Here is a 22,636-nt window from a genome sequence, read left to right on the forward strand (position 1 = left end):
CCCGCCTTTCCTGGTCGGTCGGGTCCGTCAGTTGGGATGGAGCCCGGCGAAGGTCAGGCCGGCGCGCTCCGGCCAGCCGTACCGGACGTTCATGCACTGCACGGCGTTTCCCGCGCCGCCCTTGACGAGGTTGTCCAGGGCGGCCACCAGGACCAGGGCGCGTTCCCCGTCCGCCGCGAAGCCGACGTCGCAGAAGTTCGACCCGCTGAGGATCTTGGGTTCGGGCAGCCGGTACAGCCCGCGCTTCTGCGCCACCACGCGCACGAACGGCTCGGCCGCGTAGGCGGCGCGGTAGGCAGCGCGCACGGCCCGCTCGTCGGCGCCCGGCGCGAGCCGCGCCCGGCACAGCACCTGGACGCCGCGCACCGCCTCCACGCCGGTGGCGCTCATCCGCACCGACAGGCCGGTCTCCTGGCCGATCTCGGCCTCGTGCCGGTGGCGGGTCGGCGCGAACACCCGCATCGCGCCGCTGCGCTCGGCGTGCAGGTTCTCCGGCCCGGCCGTCGCGCCGGACCCGCTGGAGCCGGTGCGCGCGTCGATCGTCACCTCCGGCTCGATCAGCCCGGCCGCGGCGGCCGGGCGCAGGGCGAGGATCCCCGCGGTGGCCATGCAGCCGGGCACCGCGACCCTGTCGGCCGCGCGCAGCCGGTCGCGGTGCAGCTCGGGCAGGCCGAGGACGAACTCCGGCAGCAGGTCCACGGCCTCGTGCGGCAGGCCGTAGTAGCGGCGGAAGACCTCGGGGTCGCGCAGCCGGAAGTCGGCCGACAGGTCGAAGATCGTCGTAGCGATCTTCGCGTAGCCGGTCATCCGGCCCATGGTCTCGGTGTGCGGGGTCGCCAGGAACAGCGCGTCGTACTCCTCCAGGGACCCGGGGTCCACGAAGGTGAGGTCGGTGAGGCCGCGCAGGTTCGGGTGCGCGCCGTCCACCCGGCGCCCGGCGAGCCGGGTCGAGGTGACCGCCGCCACCTCGGCCTCGGGGTGGCCGAGCAGCAGCCGCAGCAGCTCGCCGCCGATGTACCCCGCCCCGCCGACGATCGCTACCCGCGCCACGTGTGCACCCCGTTCAGCACATGGTCCACGATCCGGTCCGCCACGTTCACCCGGTCTCCCATCGCGTGCTGGAACCCGGAGAACTCGACGATGTCGTTGACCTCCAGGACCAGCAGCCGGCCGTCCTCGTCCTCCACCAGGTCCACGCCCGCGACGTCGGCCTCGGTGGCCCGGGCCGCCGCGTACACGAGCTTGGCCAGGTCGTCGGTCACCTCGCACGGCTCGGTGACCGCGCCGCGCGCCACGTTCGTGCGCCATTCCTCGCTGCGCCGGTAGACCGCGCCCAGCACCTCGCCGCCGACGACCAGCGCCCGGATGTCGCGGCCCGGCTTGTCCACGTACTCCTGGACGTACACGACGTGCGACTGCGGCGAGGGCAGGGCGGCGATGTACTCCAGCACCGTCTCGGCGACCCGCCGGTCCGGCACGTACGTCACCAGCCGCCCCCACGAGCCCACCAGCGGCTTCAGCACCGCCGGGTAGCCGATCTCCTCGATCGCCGCCAGCGCCGCCGTCGGGGTGAGGGCCAGCGCGGTCCGCGGGGCCGGCAGCCCCGCGGACCGCAGCGCCATCGAGGTGCGCCACTTGTCGCCGCACACCTCGGTGGCGCGGGCGCTGTTCACGACGAGCGTGCCGAGCGCCTCCAGGCTGTGCGCCGCGTACGCCGCCCGGACGTGGCCGATCTCCCGGTTCAGCGCGCGGTCCCACGGCAGCGGCGCGATGTCCGCCGAGCTCCACAGCGTCCTGCTGTCCACGTGGACGTAGGACGCGGCCCGGCGGTCGAGCGCGTCGAAGATCCGTTTCTCGTCGGCGCGGATCCGGGAGGCGACCACGGCGAGAGTGCCAGGAGAGGTCACTCGCCCCAGTCCTCTTCCACTTCGGGCGCGAGCCCGACGAGCGTCGGCTCCAGGGAGAGCACTTCAAGCTCGGCGTGGCAGTCCCCGCATTCCAGGATCTCGTTCAGGCGGGGCGCGTCGGGCAGGTCGACCGAGGCCTCGCACTCGGGGCAGGCGATCATAGGGTTCTCCTCTTGTCTCGTCGTGGACTCAGGACAGGTCTGTGGCGGTCAGCCGCGCGCGCACCCGGGCCGCGACGCCGGCGGGGGTGATGCCGTTCTCTGCGACGATGTGCTCCTGGCCGCCGACGACGTCGACGAACCGGTCGGGCATGGCGATCCGCAGCAGCGGGCGCGGCGCGCGCTCGGCGAGCTCCTCTGCCACCGCCGACCCGAGCCCGCCGGCCGGCCAGTGCTCCTCGACCGTGACCACCAGGCGGGCGCGCCCGGTGGCGGCCACGAGCGTCTCGGCGTCGAACGGCTTGAGCGTGTGCGCGTGCAGCACGCCCGCGTCCAGGCCGTCCTCGGCGGCGAGCGCCTCGGCCGCTCCGAGCGCGGCGAGCACGGGCAGCGGGCCGGCGGCGACCAGCACCACCTCCTCGCCCGCGCGCAGCCGCTGGATCGTGCCGAGCACCGGGGGCGGCGCGCCGTCCGGCAGGGACGGGGTGGGCTTGCGGCCGAGCCGCACGTACGCCGGGCCGGGCAGCTCGGCGACCTGCGCGAGCAGCGCGACGGTCGAGTCGGCGTCGGCGGGGACCACCACGGTCATGTTCGGCAGCGCCCGCATCACGGCCAGGTCCTCCAGCGCGTGGTGGGTCGGGCCGAGGTGACCCGCCGAGACCCCGGCGTGGGTGGCCATGACGCGGACGGGCAGCGCGTTGTACGCGATGTCGATCTTCACGGCCTCCAGCGCGCGTGCGCCCGCGAACGCGGCCATCGTGTTGACGTACGGACGCCACCCCGAGGCCGCCATGCCCGCCGCGACGCCCATGAGGGTGTGCTCGGCGATGCCCAGGTTGAGGTAGCGGGCCGCGGCGTCGCCGAAGTCCACGCCGGAGAACAGGCCGGTGTCGGTGTCCAGGCACACGGCCGCCGGGTCGGTGGCCATCCGCGCGACCAGCGCGTCCCGGTACGCCGTCCGGGTCGCCGTGGCGCTCACCGGTCACCCGCCTGGAGCGCGCGCACCAGGCGGGCGTGCATCCGCTCGGTCAGCGTCGCGTAGTGGCTGTTCGGCTTGCCCGCCACCATCGCCAGCCCCTGCCCCTTGACCGTGCGGGCCACCAGCGCGCTCGGGCGGCCGGGCTCCCACGGCGCCGAGGCCAGCGCCTCGCGCAGCGCCTCGTGGTCGTGCCCGTCCACCTCCCTGACCGCCCAGTTGAAGGCCCGCCAGCGGTCGGCCAGCGGCTCCAGCGGGGCGATCTGCTCGGTGTGGCCGGTGAGCTGGAGGCCGTTCCTGTCGATCACGGCCACCAGGTTGTCGGCGCCCTGCGCGGCGGCGGCGATGGCCGCCTCCCAGCACGAACCCTCCTGCAGCTCGCCGTCGCCCATCAGCACGAACGACCGGCTCGCGCGCCCGGCGAGCCGGGCCGAGAGCGCGAAGCCGAGGCCGAGGGCCAGGCCGTGCCCGAGCGAGCCGGTCGGCATCTCCACGCCGGGCACCGCGCGCACCGGGTGGCCCATCAGGCGGCTTCCCGGCCTGGCGTAGGTGGCCAGCTCCTCGACGGGGAAGTAGCCGCGCTCGGCGAGCGTGGCGTACAGGCCGATCGCGCCGTGGCCCTTGCTCAGCAGGAACACGTCCCTGCCGGGGTCGGCGGGCGCGCCGGGGTCGATGTTCATCACGGAGAAGTACAGGACGGTGAGGATGTCGGCGCTGGACAGCGAGCCGCCGAGGTGCCCGCCCTCCGGTCCCGCGCACATGTCCACGATGTGGCGGCGGATCCGGAGCGCGGCCTCCTGCAGGCTCTCCGCGCCCACGAGCGCGGTCACCGGGCCGACTTCGCGATCGCGGCCACCGTGTCCAGGTTCTCCCAGACCTTCTCGAACCCGTCGGCGTAACGCTGCAGCGCGGGCCCGGCGCCGGGGTTGAGGTGGCGCTTCTGCAAAGTCAGCGAGTCGGCGATCACCTGCGTGGCCACCGGGTGCGCGCCGTCCGGCGGCGGCTCCGCGGCCGTCCACGGGTAGCCCGAGCCGTAGCCGACCCGGTCGGTGAAGACCTTCTGCTCGGGCAGCGGCATGAGCTGGTACCGCGACACCGGCACGCCCTCGGCGCGCAGCAGCCGGTGCAGCGCCGCGCGGAACGCCTCAGGGCGCAGGCCGTCCAGGCCCGCGGCGGCGGGGTCGAGGCGGAAGCGCAGGATGTGCCAGGCGTGCGTGACGTCCCCGACGCGGGTGGGCACGACCAGGCCCGGCAGCGCGGCGAGCCGGTCCAGCAGCGCGGTCACGTTCGCGCGGCGCGCGGCGTCGTAGGCGTCGAAGCGTTCGAGCTGCGACAGCGTGAACGCCGCCTGCACGGCGCTCAGCTTGTGGTTCCAGCCGAGCAGGTAGGAGATGTAGTCGCGGTCCTTGCCCGCCTCGATGACCTCGCCGAACTGGCGGGTCATCCGCGCCGTCGCGGCCACCTTGTCGTCGGCGAGGGTGACCAGGCCGCCCTCGCCGCACGTCGGCAGGTTCTTGGTGACCTGGAGGCTGAACGCCGCGGCGTCGCCGAGCGAGCCGACGGGACGGCCGTTGTAGGAGGCGCCGTGCGCCTGCGCGGCGTCCTCCACCACGACCAGGCCGTGCCGGCGGGCGATCGCGGTGAGCGCGTCCATGTCGGCGGGGTGGCCGTGCAGGTGGACCGGCATGATGGCGGCGGTGCGCGGGGTGACCAGCGCCTCGACCGCCGCCGGGTCCATGCAGAAGGTCACCGGGTCCACGTCGGCGAAGACCGGGACCGCCATCTGGTGCACGGGGGCGAGTCCGCTGGCGATGAAGCTCAGCGCCGGCACGATCACCTCGTCGCCCGGTCCGACGCCGAGCGCGGCCAGGGCGAGCTGGAGCGCGGTGGTGCCGTTGGAGGTGCCGACGCAGTGCGCCGCGCCGGTCCGCTCGGCCCAGCGCCGCTCCAGCACCGACACCGCGGTCTCGCCGTCGGTGTCCGACACCAGCGCCGCGCCGTCCAGCACGCCGAGCACGGCGGCCCTGTCCTCCTCGGTGATCACCGGCCAGGGCGGGTTGCGCAGCTCCTTGGGCACGGCGGGACGGCCACCGAACGCGGCCAGCCGCCGGTCCCGGCCGCCGTCGCGGTCTCGCCCGGTCGCCTCCGCGCCGGACATGGTCTCTGGGCTGGTCAAGGTGTCCCCTCCTCGAAGGCGGTCACAGGGCCGCGCCGGAACCGGCCGCCTCGCGCAGTCCCGCGACGGCGGCTTCGTAGGCGGCGACGAGGCGCCCTCCGTGCCGGGCCAGGTCGCGCGCCGCCGCGACGGGGGCGCGCCTGCCGTGCGCCGCGGTGATCCGCACGCCGGTCCAGGCGTGCGCGACGTGCTCCACCAGGCGGCCCGCCTCGCGCAGCACGGGCTCCTTCCAGCGCATCCCGCAGGAGCGCAGGAACTCCGCGTGCAGCGCGGCCTGGGCCTGCATGCCCCAGCCGAACGGGTACGCCTCCTCCAGCGCGCCGGCGTCGCCGCCCGCGGCCCGCTCGACCAGGCCGCCGACGAAGGCGCGCACCCCGGCCAGGCCGCCCCACCCGGAGTCGTCGCGCGCCGCCTCGAACCCGGCGACGTTGGACGCGAGCACCCGGCCGACGAAGGCCCGGTCGGTCTCGGGGAGGTCCGGGGCCACGCTCACGGTCAGGTAGCGCCCGCCGATGGCCGAGTCGCTGAAGAAGGCGTCCTGCACGTCCTTGGGGTTGGCCGAGGTCCAGGCGTCCAGCAGGGCGGGCACCGGGATCGGGCCCGCGTGCGCCGGAGGCATGGCGTCGCTGACGTACGCCTTCCCCGCCGCCTCGTCCAGGCCGTACACGACGATCAGGTGGGCGGCGTGGACGTCCTGGTAGGCCGGGCGGAACGGCAGGTGGAAGTTGTCCACCGCGATGATCGGCCACCGGCCGTCCGTGAGCGCGCGCCGCAGGTCCTCCAGCGGGTCGGCGGGGTCGGCGGGGTGGTGCCAGCGCGTGGTGAGGCCGTGGTGCGGGGCCAGGCTGCGGCCGAGGTCGCCGGGGTGGCGGCAGGGGTAGTAGAACTCCTCGGAGGTGACGTCGCCCGGCTTGAACAGGAACTCCCAGTGCGCGCCGAGCACGTCCAGCGGCTCGTGCCCCTCGCGCAGCAGCGCGGTGGCCAGCGTCGACTGCAGGCAGCTGATGAGGTCGCGGTACCAGAGGACCGGCGTGGTGGCCGTCGCCGTGGTCATGACGGGTCCCCGGCGGGCTCGCCGGTCGCCTGCAGCGTGAGCGCGAACACGTGGACGGCGATGTTGCGCGGCAGGCGCAGCCCGGTCAGCGGCGCGCGCCGCGTCACCGGCACCCGCTGGCTCCACATCAGCGCCTCCACCCGAGGCTGCGTGTGGTGCGGGTAGTGCATGACCGGCGTCTCGAACGCCTTGGTCTCACCGAACGCCGCGTGCGCCTGGGCCCAGAAGTCCGAGACCCGCAGCGACTCGAAGTCCACCTCGCCATCGGAGAAGTGCAGGGCCACGGTGTCCTCGGTGCGGCGCTCGGCGGCGGTCAGCAGGTGGATCCAGTCGTAGCGGCCCTCGGGAAGTTCCACATATTGGCCCGCGCACCTGACGTTGTCCCCCGCGGCGGAGGGACCGCCGAAACGGAATGGCACGCCCGCCACCTCCACCCGCGCGCCCGGCGGCGGCAGGTATTCGGCGGGAAAGGAATTACGCCACACGTTGAAACCGCCCGACCCGCGGTCGTCCGCCGCCGAGATCGCGCGATTGTTCCAATGCGCGGCCAGGTCGACGGGCAGCAGTGTCGTCCTGGTCACGACGGATAACGGCGGGCTCCCGGTTTTCAACTCCGAATCGACGTCCACGTGACCTCCGTCAGCGATTCAAGCGCGCGGCGATAAAACTCTCGACTCGCCGTGAATCTACAAGTCGGGCGCCGTCTCACACATCCACGCGACCGGGATACCCGCCGACGAGGCCCGTTGATGCCGTGCGCCGCCGATGGCACGCCGCGATGAGATTCCACGGCCCGGATAAACGCCGTGATGACAACGCGGTCCCGGCATGTCGTCACGCGTCGCGCGCGGCGACCCGCGCCGCCTCGACGAGCGCGATCGCCAGCCGCTCCACCGTCGGCTCCGCGTACACCACGCGCATCGGCAGGTCGATGCCGAAGCTCCTGCGCAGCCGCGCGGTGAGCCGGGCGGCGAGCAGGGAGTGGCCGCCGAGGTCGAAGAAGCTGTCCCGGATGCCGATCGGGCCGCCGCGCCCGAGCACCTGGCCGAACAGGTCGGCGAGCAGCTTCTCCACGTCGTCCCGGGGCGCGACGAACTCCTCCGCGGCGGCGCCCTGCCCGTCGGGCTTGGGCAGCGCGCCGCGGTCCACCTTGCCGTTGGAGGACAGCGGGAGCTCCTCCAGCGCCACGTACGTGGCCGGGAGCATGTACTCGGGCAGGCGCTCGGCCAGCGCCGCGCGCAGCCGCGCCGCGGGCACGGCCTCGCCCCGGTGCACCACGTACGCCACCAGCGCGGCCTCGCCCCTGTCGTCCTCGCCGAGCACCACCACGGCCTGGGCGACGCCGGGCAGGTCCAGCAGGGCCGCCTCGACCTCGCCGAGCTCGATCCTGGACCCGTTCACCTTGACCTGGTGGTCCAGACGGCCCAGGTACTCGATCACGCCGTCGTCGCGCCAGCGCGCCAGGTCGCCGGTCGCGTACAGGCGCGCGGACGGGTCGGCGGGGTCGGGGCGGAACCGCTCGGCGGTCAGCTCGGGCCGGTTCAGGTAGCCGCGGGCGAGCTGCACCCCGCCGAGGTGCAGCTCACCGGCCATGCCGACGGGCATCCGGTTGCCGTGGGCGTCCAGCACGTGCACGGTCGTGTTGGCGATCGGGGCGCCGATCGGCACGATGGCGTCCTGCGGGCCGCAGGCCCAGCGGGTGACGTCGATCGCCGCCTCGGTCGGCCCGTACAGGTTGTCCAGCCCCGCGGTGAGCCCGGAGGCGAAGAACCTGCGGGTCAGCTCGGCGGGAAGCGCCTCGCCGCTGCACACCACCTGGCGGATCGCGCCGCACCTGGACAGGTCCGCGTACTCCAGGAACAGCGCGAGCATGGGCGGCACGAAGTGCAGGAACGTCACGCCCTCCGCCTCGGCCTGCTCGGCCAGGTACTCCATGTCCTTGTGCCCGTCCGGCTTGATCACCGCGAGCCGGGCGCCGGTCATGAGCGGCCAGAAGAACTCCCACACCGACACGTCGAACCCGAAGGGCGTCTTCTGCATCACCACGTCGGACGGGCCGAGCCGGTAGGTCTCCTGCATCCACAGCAGGCGGTTGAGCAGGCCCGCGTGGGTGTTCATCACGCCCTTGGGCGTGCCGGTCGAGCCGGAGGTGTAGATGACGTACGCCAGGTCGTCCAGGCCCGGGACCTCGGCCGGGGCCTCCTCCGGCAGCGCGTCCAGGCCCTCGCCGGGGTCGTCCAGGCGCACGGCGGGCACGCCCGGCACGGTCAGCCGCTCCGCCAGGGACAGCCGCGTGAGCAGGGCGACGGCGCCGGCGTCCTCGGCCATGTAGGCCAGCCGGGCCGGCGGGTACTGCGGGTCGAGCGGAAGGTAGGCCGCGCCCGCCTTCAGCGTGGCCAGCAGGGCGACCACCAGCTCGACCGAGCGCTCCAGATGCACCGCGACCACGCGGTCGGGGCCCGCGCCGAGCGCGCGCAGGCGGTGGGCGAGCCGGTTGGCCCGCCGCTCCAGCTCCCCGTAGGTGACCGACGCGCCGGCGAACCTCACCGCGACCGCCTCCGGCGTCTCGCGGGCACGCAGGCCGATCAGCTCGGGCACGGTGTGCGTGGCCGGGTAGTCGGTCGCGGTCGCGTTCCAGGCCGCGATGCGCTCCTCCTCGGCCGCGGTGAGCAGCGGGAGGCGGGACAGCGGCAGGTCGGGCTTGTCCGCGGCGGCCCTGAGCAGCGTCGTCAGGTGCCCGGCCAGCCGCCGCGCGGTGGTGGCGTGGTAGAGCGCGCCGTCGTAGCCGGCCAGCACGCGCGGCGCGGCGCCGTCCATCTCCAGCGTGATCGCCAGCGCGTCGGCCGTGAAGGCGGCCTTCCCGTGGACGGGGCCGACCCGCCCGAGCAGCCCGGCGAAGCCCGGGTCGCCGGACACGTCCACCCGGACGGCGCCGGACCCGGCGACCTCCACGGGGACGGCGTCCCGGCCGGTGTAGCGGTGCAGGACCGCGGCGAACCCGGCCAGCGCGACCGTCTCGGCGCTCGTCGCGCCGCGGCGGGCGAGCTCGCGCACCGCCTCGGCCTCCGCGTCGCCGAGGACCAGCTCGACCGCGTCGTCCACGACCGGCCCTCCGGCCCGCCTGGGCCGGTCCGTCCACAACTGGAAGTGATCGGTGTCTGGCATGACTGCTGAACCTTCCCCCGCGCGGCGATCGGTGAGCGGCGTCGCGAACGCGTCCGACGTCTTTCGGAACCGTCACCGTACGCCATGGGCACGGCGGCCGGAATACGTGATCCATTGGTATCGACGCAGCCTTGTTCCGCCTCTCACCGGATGCCGTTGCAAGTTTCTTGGCCCGCCCCGATGTTCGGTTAAGCGCACCGTTTCTTTCAACTTCACGCGCTCACGGATGCCGGTTCTCGTAATGGATCCCTACTGTGGAACGCGGAACCCTGGAAAAGTCGGTGCGGAAATGGATGGGGCATGAGCGAGCTACATGACGATTTTGCGCGGCAACCCGGAGACCATCGGACGGAACTGCTGAATCGGCTGAAGTCCGAGAAGCAGCGAAGCGTCGCCGTCATGCAGCCGCGGCCGGACCGGGATACCGCGCCGCTGTCCTTTTCCCAGGAATCGCTGTGGTTCCTGGACCAGTTCGCGCCGGGCCAGTCGACCTACAACGTGCCGAGCGCGTTCCGCATTCGCGGCGCCCTTGACGTCGAGGCGTTGCGCGGGGCCTTCGCCGACGTGGTGGCCCGGCACGAGTCGATGCGCACGAGCCTGCACGACCGCGGCGGCGAGGGCCTCCAGCGTATCCACCCCGAGGTGGAGGTGAACCTGAAGCTGGTCGATCCGGCCGGGGCCACTCCGGACGAGCGGCTCGCCGCGGCCAGGAAGCTCGCCACCGACGTCGCCCGCGAGCCGTTCGACCTGTCGTCCGCACCGCTGTGGCGGGTTCTGATCTACCGGATCGGCGAGGACGACCACCTGCTCCTGCTCGTCGTCCACCACGTCGTCTGGGACGGCTGGTCGATGGGCGTGTTCTACCAGGAGCTCGCCGCGTTCTACGGCGTCAGGACCGGCGTCGAGGGCGTCGAGATCCCCGAGCCGCCCACGCTCCAGTACGCCGACTACGCGACCTGGCAGCGCGAATGGCTCCAGGGCAAGGTGCTGGAGGACCTGAACCAGTACTGGCGCGAGCGGCTGACCGGCGCCCCGGTGGTCGAGCTGCCCACCGACAGGCCCCGCCCCTCCGAGCCGACCTTCGACGGCGCGACCCTGCACCACGCGACGCCCGCCGACCTCATGGAGGACCTGCACGGCCTGGCCAGGGAGACCGGGGCCAGCCCGTTCGCCGTGTACCTCACCGCGTTCCTCATCGTGCTGCACCGCCACACCGGCCAGGACGACCTCACCATCGGCTCGGCCGCGGCCAACCGCAGCCGCACCGAGGTCGAGCGGATGATCGGCTACTTCATCAACATCCTGGTGCTGCGCACCGACCTGTCCGGCGACCCGACGGTCCGCCAGCTCCTGTCCCGGGTCCACGACGTCGTCCAGGGCGCGATGGCGCACGGCGAGCTGCCCTTCGACCGGGTGGTGGACGTGGTGCGCCCGCCGCGCGACCCCTCGCGCACGCCGCTGTTCCAGATCGGCTTCGGCCTCCAGCACCTGGCCGACCCGCCGCAGCTCCCCGGCCTGGACGTCGCCACCGAGTCGCCGGACCTGGACACCGCCCGGTTCGACATGACCTGGGGCCTGGTGGAGACCGTCGAGGGCCTGACCTGGACCATCGAGTACAACACCAACCTGTTCGACGCCGAGACGATGAACGCGATCGCCGGGCACTACAAGCAGGTGCTGCGCGCGCTCATCCCGTTCCTCAACACGCCGATCTCGCGGGTGCCCGTGGTCACCCCCGCCGAGCGCGAGGAACTGCTCGGCAAGTGGAACGGCCCCGTCCGGCCGTTGCCCTCCACCACGCTGACCCAGGAGTTCGAGCTCCAGGTGGAGAAGAACCCCGATGCGGTGGCCGTGTGGTCCGGCGGCGTGCCGATGACGTACGGCGAGCTGAACGCGCGGGCCAACCGGCTGGCCCGGCTGCTGGCCGACAACGGCGTGACCCGGGGGAGCCGCGTGGCGCTGGCCATGCCCCGCGACCACGACCTGATCGCGTCGATGTTCGCCACGCTGAAGGCGGGGGCCGCGTACGTCCCGGTCGACTCCTCCCACCCGCAGGCGCGCGTGGCCGGCATGCTGAACGACGCCGCCCCCGCGGTCGTGCTGTCGCACAGCTCCGTCGCCGGCAACCTGCCCGACGGCGGGCCGAAGGTCCTGGTTCTGGACGAGCTGGCCGAGACGCTGGCCGGGTACGACGATGCGAACCTGGACTACGGGCCCGAGCTGAAGGACGCCGCCTACGTCCTGTTCACCTCCGGCACCACGGGCCGGCCCAAGGGTGTGATCATCGAGCATCACTCGGTGGTCGCGTTCATCGAGGCGCTCACCGAGATGTTCGACATCGTGCCGAGCGACCGCTTCGTCGCGTTCGCCTCGCTGACCTTCGACGTCTCGGTGTTGGAGATCTTCACCTCGCTGTGCCGCGGCGCCGGGCTCGCCCTGGTCCGCGACGAGGAGCGCCTGGACATGCGGGAGCTGCAGAGGATCATCGAGGAGCACCGCGTCACGATCATCGACCTGCCGCCGCCGGTCATGGCCCTGCTCACCCCCGAGCGCTTCACCGCGGCCCGCGTCGTGGTGGTCGGCGGGGAGATCTTCAACGGCGAGCTGGTGAACCGGTGGAACCGGCGCCGCCGCCTGTGGAACGGCTACGGCCCGACCGAGTGCACGGTCGCGATGGTGTACAAGGAGTGCGTCGGCCACTTCGAGTCCGGCCCGCCCATCGGCCTGCCGTACGCCAACCACGTCGCGCACGTGGTCGACCAGCACATGGAGCTGCTGCCCTACGGCGTGGCGGGCGAGCTGGTCATCGGCGGCATCGGCCTGACGCCGGGGTACCTCAACGACCCGTTCCTCACCCAGGCCAAGATCGTCAACGACCCGTTCGGCACCGCGCCGGGCGGCCGGCTCTACCACACGGGCGACCTGGTCAAGCGGCTGCGCAACGGCGACCTGATGTGCCTCGGCCGCGTCGACTCGCAGGTGAAGATCCGCGGCCAGCGCATCGAGCTCGGCGAGATCGAGACCGTCCTCGCCTCGCACCCGGACGTCGGCCAGGTGTCGGTGCAGGCGTGGACCGACGACGTGGGGGAGAAGCACCTGGTCGCCTACGTCAGCGCCGCGTCCGGCACCACGCCCGAGGTCTCGCTGCTGCGCTCGTACGTCGCCGAGCACCTGCCCCGGCACATGGTGCCCGCCTACGTCGTGCTGCTGGAGCAGCTCCCGCTGACCATCGCCGGCAAGGTGGACGCCCGCAGGCTGCCCGCCCCCGACGACAGCGCCAGGGCGGGCGGCGGCGTGGTCGAGCCCACCAACGAGACCGAGCGCGTGCTCGCCGAGGAGATCTTCGCGCCGCTGCTGCGCCTGACCAAGGTCGGCATCCACGACAACTTCTTCGAGGTCGGCGGCAACAGCCTGCAGGCCACGCAGCTGGTGTCCCGGATCCGCGACCGGTTCGGCGTCGACCTCGGCCTCGCGGAGTTCTTCCGCTCGCCGACCGTCGCCCACCTCGGCGGCGTGATCGACGCCCAGCGCCAGGAGACGCTGTCGGACGAGGAGCTGCTGGCGATGCTGGAGCAGATGCCCGAGGACGAGGTGAGCAAGCTGCTCGGCGACCAGGACGGCGACGGCGCGGCATGAACTTCGGAGAAAGCGACGCCGAGCGCGGGCTGCGCGCGGAGGTCCGCGAGGTCCTCCGCACGCCGCCCGTGCGGGGCGCGCTCGACGACCTGGCCCGCGCGATGGCCGCGGGCGAGCGCGAGCCCGACGTCCGCCCGCTGTACCGGGCGATCGCCGCGCACCGCCTGTTCGCGGCGAGCTGGCCCGAGGAGTACGGCGGGCGCGGCGTCAGCCACCTGGAGGCCGCCGCCGTCATCGAGGAGCTCGTCCGCGGCGGCATGCCGGACATGCTCCAGGTGCTCAGCGTGCAGATCGTCGGCCTGTTCCTGCTGGAGGCGGGCTCGCCCGCGCAGCGGGCCCGCTACCTGCCCGCCCTGGCGAGCGGCGAGCTGTTCGCCACCGTCCTCTACACCGAGCCCGAGGTCGGCTCCGACCTGGCCTCGCTGCGCGCCACCGCCGTGCGCGACGGCGACGGCTACCGGCTGTCGGGCACCAAGGTGTTCGGGCTGAAGAGCGGCATGAGCGACATCGGCCTGTGCGCCGTCCGCACGGGCACGGGCGTCACCAAGTACGAGGGCATCAGCCTCTTCCTCGTCGACCTGCACGCCGACGGGGTGACCCGCGGCACCATCGCCAGCCTGGCCGACGAGCAGTACGACCGGGTGGAGCTGGACGGGGTGCGGGTCGGCGCGGACGCCCTGCTCGGCGCGGAGGGAGAGGGCTGGTCCCTGCTCACGCGCTGCCTGGCCATCGAGCGGACCGGCCTGGACTACTCGCTCAAGGCCGCCCGCTGGTACGACGCCACGCTGAGCGGCCTGGCCGCCGATACCGCGGACGACGCGCTGCTGGAGGAGGTCGGCAGGTACGGCGCGGCCGTCGACGCCGCCCGCCTGCTCGCCTGGAACTCCATCAGCCAGCTCGGCCGGGGACCGCTCGACCCCACCTCCGCGGCGATCGCCAAGTACCACACCAGCGAGACCGCGCAGCAGGTCGCGTACTGGGCGGCGCTGGTGCACGGCCACGGGTACGGGCTGCGCGGGCTCGCCCCGGACAAGGCCGCCGTCCTGGAGGCCGGCTACCGCGAGGGCCCGGGGCTGACGCTGTCGGCGGGGACCTCGGAGATGATGCTGGAGCTGGTCGCGAGCTCAGGGTTCGACCGGCCCGACGTGATCGGGGGTGCCGGCGATGGACCTCAGATCTGACCCGGTCCTGGAACGGATCGCCGGAACCGTCCGCGACGGCCTCGGCGCGGCCGGGGCCGGGCCGGACGGCTCGGCGACGCTGGCCGCGCTGGCCGACCTGGACGGCTTCGCCTTCGCCGCCTCCATGGAGCTCGGCGGCTTCGACCTCGGCCTGTCCTGCGGCGTCACCATCGCCGTCGAGCTCGGCCGCCGCGCGCTGCCCGACGTCTACACCGGCGGCATGCTGGTCGCCGACGCGCTGGCCGAGGCCGCGGACGACGCGCCCGGAGCCGACGTGGCCGCCGCCGTCGTGGCGGGCAAGCAGGTCGTGGTCGCGGCCGGGCTGGACCGCGCCACCGTGGGGGACGCCGCCCCGGCCGAGCCGTCGCCCGGCGGGTGGCGGCTGCCGGAGGTCCTGACCGTGGACGACGTCTACCCCGACGCGGCGGTCTGCACGGCCTTCCGGACCGGGGACGGCGAGGTCCTGCTCGCGGTGCTGCCCGCCACGCTCTGGCGGCCCCTGGCACGGCCCGCCTTCCCCTGGAGCGGCCACGCGCCGAGCCCGGCCGCGGTCGCGCCGGGAGAGATCCCGAGCGGCCAGGTGATCGGCTCGCTCGGCGCAGGACGCCCGCTCACCGACCCCGCCGGGCTGCTGGCCAGGCACCGCGTCCGCCAGGCCGGCTACCTGCTCGGCCTCGGCCTCGGCGCGCACGCCCTGGCCGTCGCCCACGCGGCGGGCCGGCGCCAGTTCGACCGGTACGTGCTGGACAACCAGGCCGTGGCCTTCCCCCTCGCCAAGGCGAAGATCGACCTGGAGGCGGCGCGCCTGCTGGTCCACCGGGCCGCCTGGCTCGCCGACGCGGGCGGGCCGTTCGCCAGGGAGGCGGCCGAGGCGCTGGCCTGGACCGCCGAGGTGACGCTGCGCACGGTGCGGACGTCCGTCCAGGTGCACGGCGCGCGGGGCCTCACCGTGGCCGCGCCGGTGCACCGCTTCTTCGAGGTGGTCAGGCCCGCGGCCACCCGACTCGGGCCGCCCGGGGCGCTGTGGCGGGAGTCCGCCCTGCGCCGGCTGGCCGAGTACCACACGGCTGTAGCGGAAAGGCAGAGCTAGATGCGCTTGACCGACGCGAGCGCGGCACCCGTCCCGCTCGACGGGATCGACCTGTACGGCACCGAGATGTACCGCTCGGGCGACCCGCACGCCGTCTGGCGGACGCTGCGCGAGAAGGCCCCGGTCTGGCGCCAGGAGGCGCCGGACGGGACGCCGTTCTGGTCGGTGACCCGGTACCGCGACGTGGTGGACGTGCTGCGCGACACCCGCAGGTTCAGCTCCGAGCACAGCACCATGCTCAGCGTGCTGGAGCGGGACACCGCGGCCGGCCGGGCCATCCACCTGATGGACCCGCCCCGGCACTCCCAGGTGCGCGGCGCCACCATCAGCGCCCTGTCCATGCGCGTCATGCGCAGGCACGAGCCGGCGATCCGCGAGCGGGTCGCCAAGCTCGTGGCCGGGGCCATCGCCGAGGGGCAGGCCGACATGGCGAGGCTCGTCACGATGCTGCCGATGCTGGTCGCCGGCGAGCTGATGGGCATCCCGCAGGAGAAGTGGACCGAGGCCGCGCACTGGACGGTGGCCAGCATGGCCCCCGAGGACCCGGCGTTCTCGATCGGCGACGAGGCGGCGACGCTGCGGGCCGCGCACGTGTTCCTGTTCTCGATGTTCATCGAGCTGATCCAGGACCGCAGGGAGGACCCCGGCACCGAGGACCTGATCTCGCTGCTGCTCGGCATGGAGGTCGACGGGCGCCCGGCCACCGACGAGGAGGTCCTCGTCAACTGCTACGCCTTCATCATGGGCGCCAACCCGACGATCCCCCAGGCGTCCTCACACCTGGTGCTCACCATGGCCGAGAACCCGGACCTGTGGCGGCGGATCCGCGAAGGGGACCGGTCACGGCTGGGGCTCACGCTGGAGGAGACGCTGCGCTGGTCCAGCCCGGTCAACCACCTGCTGCGCAGGACCACCGAGGAGATCGAGCTCGGCGGGCACGTCATCCCCGAGGGAGGGCTGGTCGCGGCCTGGATCGGCTCGGGCAACAGGGACGAGGAGATCTTCCCCGACCCCTACGTCTTCGACCCGTGGCGCACCCCGAACCAGCACATCGCCTTCGGCTTCGGCTCGCACCGGTGCATCGGCAACTCGCCCGCGCAGACCGGCGTCCAGCTTCTGCTGGAGGAACTGGTCGAGCAGGTGGAGTCGTTCGAGCTCGCCGGCGAGGTCCGCCACCTGGGCTCCAACTTCCTCAACGGCATCACCCACCTGCCGGTGATCCTGCGCCCGGCCTGAACACCCGGCGGCGGGCGCGGGACGTACGGTCCCGCGCCCGCCGCTTGGCGTTGCCGGAAGGTTTGCCCGCGCGGAACCCGCGCACGGGCCGGGCACCTCCGCGGTTGTGCCACACTCGTGACCATGGAGATGCGGACGATCACCTCCCCTGAGACCCCTGACACCGGCCCCCACTACGGCGACGCCAAAGAGCTGACGGGGGTCTCGCGCCTTCTCTTCATCAGCGGACAGATTCCCGAGACCGCGGACGGTCACGTCCCTCCCGGCTTCGAAGACCAGGCCAGGCTGGTGTTCAGCCACATCAGGTCGCTGCTGAAGGCCGCGGACATGGACGTGCAGAACCTGGTCAAGCTCACCATCTACCTGAGCGACCGGCAGTACCGGGCGCCGCTGGCCCGGGTGCGCAACGAGGCGTTCGCCGGCCACCAGTTCGCGATGACCATCATCATCGCCGGCATCTACGACCCCGTCTGGCTCCTGGAGGTCGAGGCGGTCGCCGCGGCCTGACCGGCGGGAACGTCAGAGGCGGCCGGCCCCGGCGCGGGGCGGCCGCCTCTCGCGGCTCAGCCGGTCATTCCAGGTAGCCGCCCATCTTGGTGAAGTAGTCCACCGCCCGCACGGGCGGCCCGTCCTCGGTGGCGACCTGCAGCAGGATCAGCCCCCGCGCGTCGGGGTCCCCGCGCCGGCCGCACGCGACCGCGACGCCGCCCTCCGCGGCCCTGACGACGCGCCCGGGCGTGCCGCAGTAGCCGCGCTCCGGGGGCCTCGCGACCTTCACGAGCAGGCGGCCGCCGTTGTGGGTCGTCCAGGCGTTGAGGAACGGGTCGCTCTGGCCGCGCACCAGGTTGTAGACCTGCGTGGTGCCGTCGCGCCAGTCGATCCGGGTGTCCTGGACGCCGATCCTGTGATAGAACGTTCCGCCGGTCGACGGCTGCCGCTCGCCCCGGTGCCCGCTCTCGACCAGCTCCAGGGCCCGCAGCGTCACGGGCACGTACTCGTCCAGCAGCTTGCTCAGCACCACGCCCGCGGTGTCGTGCGGGCCGATGGGCACCAGGGCCCTGGTCACCACGGGGCCGGTGTCCAGCTCCGCGTCCATGAAGTGCACGGTCAGCCCGATCTCGGTGCGGCCGTCCCTGATCGACCAGTTCACCGAGCCGAACCCGGCGTACTCCGGCAGCAGGGCGTCGTGCACGTTGAGCGACCCCAGGCGCGGGATCCTCAGCAGCTCGATCGGGGCGCGGGTGCGCCAGTTCGTGGACACGATCACGTCCGGCGCGAGCTCCTCGGCCTGCCTCCACAGCTCCGGCTCGGCGGCCGTGGCGGAGAAGACCAGGGGGATGCCCAGCTTGCCGGCGAGCTGCTCCACGTCCGGCTCGCCGAGCCCGCCGAACTCGGCCACGTGGGTGAGCACCGTCACCACCTCGTGGCGCTTGACGAGGCCGCCGAGCATGTTCGCGCCCAGCTCCCCGTACCCCATGAAGAGGATCCTCACGTGGCAGCCCCGCCGGCGGCGGACCGCCCCGCGCGGAAGCGGACGGTGTTCACCTTCATGTACCCGGCCGCGTCGCGCTGCTCGAACACGTCGTCGGCCTCGAAGGTGGCGAAGGCGATGTCGTACCTGCTGTGCGGGGACGTCCGGCCCACCACCTGCACGTTGCCGCGGTACAGCATCAGGCTGGCCTCGCCGGTGACGACGTCCTGGCTCCAGTCGATGGCGTGCTGGAGCATCAGGCGCTCGGGCGCGAACCACAGGCCCCGGTAGACCAGGCTCGCGTAGCGCGGCATCAGCTCGTCCTTGAGGTGCAGCACCTCGGGGTCCAGCACCAGCGACTGCACGGCCCGGTGGGCGTGCCACAGGATCGTGCCGGACGGCGCCTCGTAGACGTTGCGGGTCTTCATGCCGAAGATGCGGTTCTCGACGATGTCGAGCCGGCCCACGCCGTGCCGGGCGCCGATCTCGCCGAGCTCGCGCAGCACCCCGGCGGGGGAGAGGGCCTGGCCGTTGACGGCGACGGGGTTGCCCTTCTCGAAGGCCACCCGCACGACCTCGGGCTCCGGCTCGGCGTCCATCAGGTCCTTGACCCGGGTGAGCAGGCCCGCAGGCACCGGCAGGGCCGGGTCCTCCAGCGCCACGCCCTCGTAGGAGGTGTGCAGCAGGTTGGTGTCGATCGAGTACGGCCGCTCGCCGCTGGACAGGTCCACCTCGATGTTGTTCTTGCTCGCGTACGCCAGCAGGTCGTTGCGCGAGGAGAACTCCCAGTCCCGCCAGGGGGCGATCACCTTGACGTCCGGGCGCAGCGCTCCGTAGGTGTACTCGAAGCGGACCTGGTCGTTGCCCTTGCCGGTGGCGCCGTGCGCGACCGCGTCCGCGCCGATCTCCTCGGCGACGCGGAGCTGCGCGGCGGCGATCAGCGGCCGGCCGATGGAGGAGCCCATCAGGTACTGGCCCTCGTACATGGCGTCCGCCCGGTACATCGGGAACGCGTAGTCCTGGGCGAACTCCTCCCGCAGGTCGACGATCTTGACGTCGACGGCGCCGAGGTCGAGGGCCTTGCGGCGGGCCGTCTCCAGCTCCTCGCCCTGCCCGAGGTCGGCGACGAACGCCGTGATCGGGCACTTGTAGCGTTCCTGGAGCCAGACCAGCACCACCGAGGTGTCCAGCCCGCCGGAGAAGGCGAGGACGATGTGCTCGGGTGCTTTGCCGGTGTTGCTGGTCACCTCGACACCTCCAGGGTTTCCGGGTCGGCCCACAGACCGTCCATGGTCTCGTGGGAGAGTTCCATCGTCAGGTTCCGCGTGGACGCGTAACCCATGTTGATGATCTTGCGCGTGCCGTTGACCACGGGGTACACGCGGTGCAGCGTCGTGTCGGTGCGCATCAGGTACAGGTCGCCGGAGAACAGCTCGACCGAGTAGATCGGGTGCCGCGTCAGCGTCCTGTTGATCTGCGGGTCCGTCTTGTTCCACACCGTCCCCGGCACGCACTGCACGAAGCCGCCGTCGGCGATCGGCGGGGTCTCGATGACCCACACGACCGCGAAGCTGTAGTCGTCCCAGTGCCAGCCGTGCGTGTCGCCGTCCTTCTCCAGGCACGTGATCACGAACTGCTCGGGCTCATAGGGGCAGGGGTGGACCGGCTCGCCCGCGATCTGCCCGAGGCTCTGGAGCATCCGTGCCGAGTTGTAGACCTGGGGGATGACCGTGCCGAACTCGGCGATCTCCTTGCGCCGCACGTTGCGCATCCGGCGCGGGCTGTGGTCGGTCTCCGCGAAGCTGACGTCGCGGCGCACGCTGCCGACGTCCAGCAGCCGGTTCACCTCGTCGGCGACGGCCTTCTTCACCGAGTCCGGGACGAGAAAGGGAATCTTGGCGTGGCCGAGGTAGGAGAAATCACGTCGCGCCCGCGCAATGGATTCCTCGCTGACATTGGTGGCGAGATGCGTTTCCAGATCGAGTAGCAGCGCGCCGACATCCGACATGGCCGCCTCCTTGGAGTATCGCTGTGGGTTGACTCGTGTTTTTTTATCGATAGGGACTGTTTCCCGATGGCGGGCGGCCGCATCCGGAGTGCAGCATAAGCCGTGCTCCGGCCAGGATGGCAATACTCATAGTTATGAAACGGGCTGTGGAAATCTCGTACGAGCGGTCGCGGGGCGACGCGCGTGGCCGGCGGGACGGTGCCGGGCGGGGGCGCCGGGGCGTGCGCGCCCCGCCGGCCGGTTCGCGCTCCGCTCAGGCCGTGCCGCGCTGGGCCGCGGCGAACTCCAGGGCCTCTTCAGGGGACTCGGGAAGCTTCTGCAACCGGGGGATGATCGACAGGAAGAGCGGCACCGTGGCGACGACCGAGGCGATGGCCCCGATCCAGATGGCCTCGCGCAGGCCGAGGCTCGCGCCGACGAACCCGCCGGCCAGCGCGCCGAGCGTGCCGAGCCCGGACAGCAGCGTGCGCATGCCGGCCGTCATGCGGGCCATCATGTTCTGCGGGGTGACGGCCTGCCGCAGGCTGAGCGCCACCACGTTGGCCACCGAGAGGCCGAAGCGCGTGAAGACGAAGCCGCCGCCGATCACCGCCGCGGCCAGCCACGTCGGCCCGGTCACCAGCGGGACCAGCAGCCAGCCGGAGTATCCGACGACGACGGCGACCACGTAGATCCGCCCGTAGGGGAAGCGCTTGATGAACCTGCTCGCGGCCAGCGAGCCCAGCAGGCCGCCGACCGAGCTCAGGCTGAACACCAGGCCGATCGTGAAGGCGTTGAAACCCAGGGTCCGCACGCAGTACAGCACGAAGATGCCGTCGATGAACATGTAGCAGAAGTTGTAGGCCGACCCGATGGTGGCGATGACCCGCAGGAACGGGTTCTTCGTCACCAGGACGATGCCCTCTCTGATCTCCCTGCCGAGATGGCGCTCGGCGCCGGGCGTCGGCTCGGGCTCGGGCCGCTTGATCGACGTCAGCGTGAACACCGAGACCAGGTAGGAGAACGCGTCGATGAGCAGCGCGTACGGGGCGGTGAATATCTGGACGATCAGGCCGGAGATGCCGGGACCCGCCAGATCGGCCACCGAGAAGCTGGAGTTGACCTTGCCGTTCGCCTCGACCAGGTGTTCCTTCTGGACGAGCGTCGGCACGTACGACATCCAGCAGACGTCGAACAGGACCGTGCACACCCCGATGCCGAGCGCCAGCGCGTACAGCCCGAACATGCTGAGCGCGTCCAGCCACGCCAGCACGGGGACGAGGGCGATGAGCACGCACCTGATGACGTTCGCGGTGATCATCAGGGGGCGCTTCCTGCGCCGGTCGGCCCAGACGCCGAACAGCAGCGACAGGAACAGGAACGGGATGAACTGCACGAACCGCAGCGCGCCGGTCTGCTCCGCGCCGGCGTGCAGCGAGATCACGGCGGTCAGCGGCAAAGCGAGCGCGGTGACTTGCACGCCCATGAGAGAAATGGTCTCGCCGACCCAGAACTTCGTGAAGTCGTGGTTGGCCCAGAGTCCCCGGTCTCGTGGTGCGGCCGGCGCGTCGGAGTCGGACTGACTCTCCGTGGACAACGGATCCTCCGTGGGTCGATAGGCGTGGCTAATCGTCCGTTATTCTGACCACAGTCCCGCGACGGGCGTCAATTGACGCTGTGTTTCACATTTTTCCCGCCCGATAATCCTTACGTTTACCTCGGGCACGCGGCCCGTGGAGGTTCGCGAGGCTCCCCGCGTCATGTGATCGGGCACGTCAAAAGGCGGTCCGGGCCCCGCGCCGGGGCGCGGGACGCACAAAAGTCGCGCGCGGGGCGGCGGCGGCGCGAAGAGGTCCGCGCGGCGCCGCCTCCGGCGAAACCATTTCCCGTCGTCCCCGGGTGCGCGCCCGCCCGCCCGGGTCTTGACAGGCGCCGCCAGGCGTGGATCATGGCGATCACCTCGGCGTGCGCGTGCGGCTCCCCGCGGGTCGCGGCGAGTTCCGGTCCCGGACATCGCGGCGTGGGCCGGGCGTTCGGGTTCCGGATGATTCGGTCCTGCCGGAGGCGGGGATGCGGACATCCGGACGGCGGTGCGCGGGCCCGCGGGCCCCAGGGCGGGTAATGGTTGATCATTTACGGGGGGCCCGGAGTTTCCGCGCCGCGAGCAGGGTGGGGGCGCCTATTCACCCCCGTCTCCGGTCCGGTGCCCGTGAACGCGGGACCGCGAAGAGCGCTCTGTCCTGCGAGTACGCGCGTCCCGCCGTCGGCGCAGGATTATGTGGTTGTTTACCGTACATTCCGCTGTTGACAGCTATCCGAGCGTATTTTACGCTGCATTAGCCCGACATTATGGGCAGCCGTCAATTTCCCGCAGGAGGTAGGGATGACGCCCGAGCTCGTTCAGAAGACGACCGAAACCCCCGTTATGCTCACGCCGGAATTAGTGCAGAAGATGCTCTCCGCCCGCCAGGCCGAGGCCGCCATCAAGTTCCGCACGACCTGCACCGACTGCGTCCCGAACTACTAGTCCGCCGCCGGTTCGGCTGAGCGGCCGCCCCTGATCGCCCGCGCGACGGTCGATCGCAGCAGGAGGAGACCG

Annotated in this window: 19 protein-coding genes; 6 read left to right on the forward strand and 13 right to left on the reverse strand. The window is 72.4% G+C overall.

The window, feature by feature from the left end:
- Positions 1–27: 27 nt before the first annotated feature.
- The 9 genes from argC to BJ981_RS18485 form a co-directional block, all read right to left on the reverse strand.
- Complete coding sequence (gene argC / locus BJ981_RS18445; protein ID WP_184612560.1) at positions 28–1,050, reverse strand: N-acetyl-gamma-glutamyl-phosphate reductase; 1,023 nt, start codon at positions 1,048–1,050, stop codon at positions 28–30.
- Complete coding sequence (lysX, locus tag BJ981_RS18450) at positions 1,038–1,907, reverse strand: lysine biosynthesis protein LysX (protein ID WP_184612561.1); 870 nt, start codon at positions 1,905–1,907, stop codon at positions 1,038–1,040. Before lysX ends, argC begins: the two co-directional genes overlap by 13 nt.
- A complete protein-coding gene (gene lysW, locus BJ981_RS18455; protein ID WP_184612562.1) occupies positions 1,904–2,068 on the reverse strand; it encodes a lysine biosynthesis protein LysW in 165 nt (54 codons plus the stop codon). Before lysW ends, lysX begins: the two co-directional genes overlap by 4 nt.
- 28 nt (positions 2,069–2,096) lie before the next feature.
- Positions 2,097–3,044: a transketolase family protein gene (locus BJ981_RS39225; RefSeq protein WP_204070234.1), complete on the reverse strand. Its 948-nt coding sequence runs from the start codon at positions 3,042–3,044 to the stop codon at positions 2,097–2,099.
- Positions 3,041–3,871 (reverse strand): transketolase, encoded by an 831-nt coding sequence (locus tag BJ981_RS18465; protein ID WP_239139218.1) that lies wholly within the window; start codon positions 3,869–3,871, stop codon positions 3,041–3,043. The genes BJ981_RS39225 and BJ981_RS18465 overlap by 4 nt, the downstream gene beginning before the upstream one ends.
- The gene (locus tag BJ981_RS18470; RefSeq protein ID WP_204070235.1) at positions 3,868–5,217 is read right to left on the reverse strand and encodes a DegT/DnrJ/EryC1/StrS family aminotransferase; all 1,350 of its coding nucleotides are present in this window, start codon (positions 5,215–5,217) and stop codon (positions 3,868–3,870) included. The genes BJ981_RS18465 and BJ981_RS18470 overlap by 4 nt, the downstream gene beginning before the upstream one ends.
- A gap of 22 nt (positions 5,218–5,239) precedes the next feature.
- Positions 5,240–6,271 (reverse strand): BtrH N-terminal domain-containing protein, encoded by a 1,032-nt coding sequence (locus BJ981_RS18475; RefSeq protein WP_184612563.1) that lies wholly within the window; start codon positions 6,269–6,271, stop codon positions 5,240–5,242.
- Positions 6,268–6,852 (reverse strand): beta-sandwich domain-containing protein, encoded by a 585-nt coding sequence (locus BJ981_RS18480; protein ID WP_184612564.1) that lies wholly within the window; start codon positions 6,850–6,852, stop codon positions 6,268–6,270. Before BJ981_RS18480 ends, BJ981_RS18475 begins: the two co-directional genes overlap by 4 nt.
- Positions 6,853–7,105: 253 nt before the next feature.
- The gene (locus BJ981_RS18485; RefSeq protein WP_184612565.1) at positions 7,106–9,436 is read right to left on the reverse strand and encodes a non-ribosomal peptide synthetase; all 2,331 of its coding nucleotides are present in this window, start codon (positions 9,434–9,436) and stop codon (positions 7,106–7,108) included.
- A 300-nt stretch (positions 9,437–9,736) separates the two neighbouring features.
- Between BJ981_RS18485 and BJ981_RS18490 the strand changes: the two genes are divergently transcribed.
- The 5 genes from BJ981_RS18490 to BJ981_RS18510 all read left to right on the forward strand — a co-directional run bounded on the left by BJ981_RS18490 (position 9,737) and on the right by BJ981_RS18510 (position 17,086).
- On the forward strand, positions 9,737–13,072 hold the full coding sequence (locus BJ981_RS18490) for a non-ribosomal peptide synthetase (protein WP_184612566.1): 3,336 nt from the start codon (positions 9,737–9,739) through the stop codon (positions 13,070–13,072).
- Positions 13,069–14,253, forward strand: coding sequence for an acyl-CoA dehydrogenase family protein (locus tag BJ981_RS18495; RefSeq protein ID WP_184612567.1), 1,185 nt, complete (start codon positions 13,069–13,071; stop codon positions 14,251–14,253). Before BJ981_RS18490 ends, BJ981_RS18495 begins: the two co-directional genes overlap by 4 nt.
- Positions 14,237–15,343 carry an acyl-CoA dehydrogenase family protein gene (locus tag BJ981_RS18500; protein ID WP_184612568.1) on the forward strand — a complete coding sequence of 369 codons (1,107 nt, stop codon included), beginning with the start codon at positions 14,237–14,239 and terminating at the stop codon, positions 15,341–15,343. The genes BJ981_RS18495 and BJ981_RS18500 overlap by 17 nt, the downstream gene beginning before the upstream one ends.
- Complete coding sequence (locus BJ981_RS18505; RefSeq protein WP_184612569.1) at positions 15,344–16,579, forward strand: cytochrome P450; 1,236 nt, start codon at positions 15,344–15,346, stop codon at positions 16,577–16,579.
- Between the two features lie 123 nt (positions 16,580–16,702).
- Positions 16,703–17,086, forward strand: coding sequence for a RidA family protein (locus tag BJ981_RS18510; protein WP_184612570.1), 384 nt, complete (start codon positions 16,703–16,705; stop codon positions 17,084–17,086).
- Between the two features lie 64 nt (positions 17,087–17,150).
- Here BJ981_RS18510 and BJ981_RS18515 read toward each other — a convergent pair whose 3' ends face one another.
- The 4 genes from BJ981_RS18515 to BJ981_RS18530 all read right to left on the reverse strand — a co-directional run bounded on the left by BJ981_RS18515 (position 17,151) and on the right by BJ981_RS18530 (position 21,634).
- Entirely contained in the window at positions 17,151–18,071 is a 921-nt protein-coding gene (locus tag BJ981_RS18515) for a methionyl-tRNA formyltransferase (protein WP_184612571.1), read from the reverse strand.
- The gene (locus tag BJ981_RS18520; protein WP_184612572.1) at positions 18,068–19,297 is read right to left on the reverse strand and encodes an argininosuccinate synthase; all 1,230 of its coding nucleotides are present in this window, start codon (positions 19,295–19,297) and stop codon (positions 18,068–18,070) included. Before BJ981_RS18520 ends, BJ981_RS18515 begins: the two co-directional genes overlap by 4 nt.
- Complete coding sequence (locus BJ981_RS18525; RefSeq protein WP_184612573.1) at positions 19,294–20,058, reverse strand: HalD/BesD family halogenase; 765 nt, start codon at positions 20,056–20,058, stop codon at positions 19,294–19,296. The genes BJ981_RS18520 and BJ981_RS18525 overlap by 4 nt, the downstream gene beginning before the upstream one ends.
- A gap of 253 nt (positions 20,059–20,311) precedes the next feature.
- Positions 20,312–21,634, reverse strand: a complete 1,323-nt coding sequence (locus BJ981_RS18530) for an MFS transporter (protein WP_204070236.1) — start codon at positions 21,632–21,634, stop codon at positions 20,312–20,314.
- A gap of 786 nt (positions 21,635–22,420) precedes the next feature.
- Between BJ981_RS18530 and BJ981_RS18535 the strand changes: the two genes are divergently transcribed.
- Positions 22,421–22,564 carry a hypothetical protein gene (locus BJ981_RS18535; protein ID WP_184612575.1) on the forward strand — a complete coding sequence of 48 codons (144 nt, stop codon included), beginning with the start codon at positions 22,421–22,423 and terminating at the stop codon, positions 22,562–22,564.
- Positions 22,565–22,636: the final 72 nt, after the last annotated feature.

The sequence above is a fragment of the Sphaerisporangium krabiense genome (assembly GCF_014200435.1).
Lineage (GTDB): Bacteria > Actinomycetota > Actinomycetes > Streptosporangiales > Streptosporangiaceae > Sphaerisporangium > Sphaerisporangium krabiense.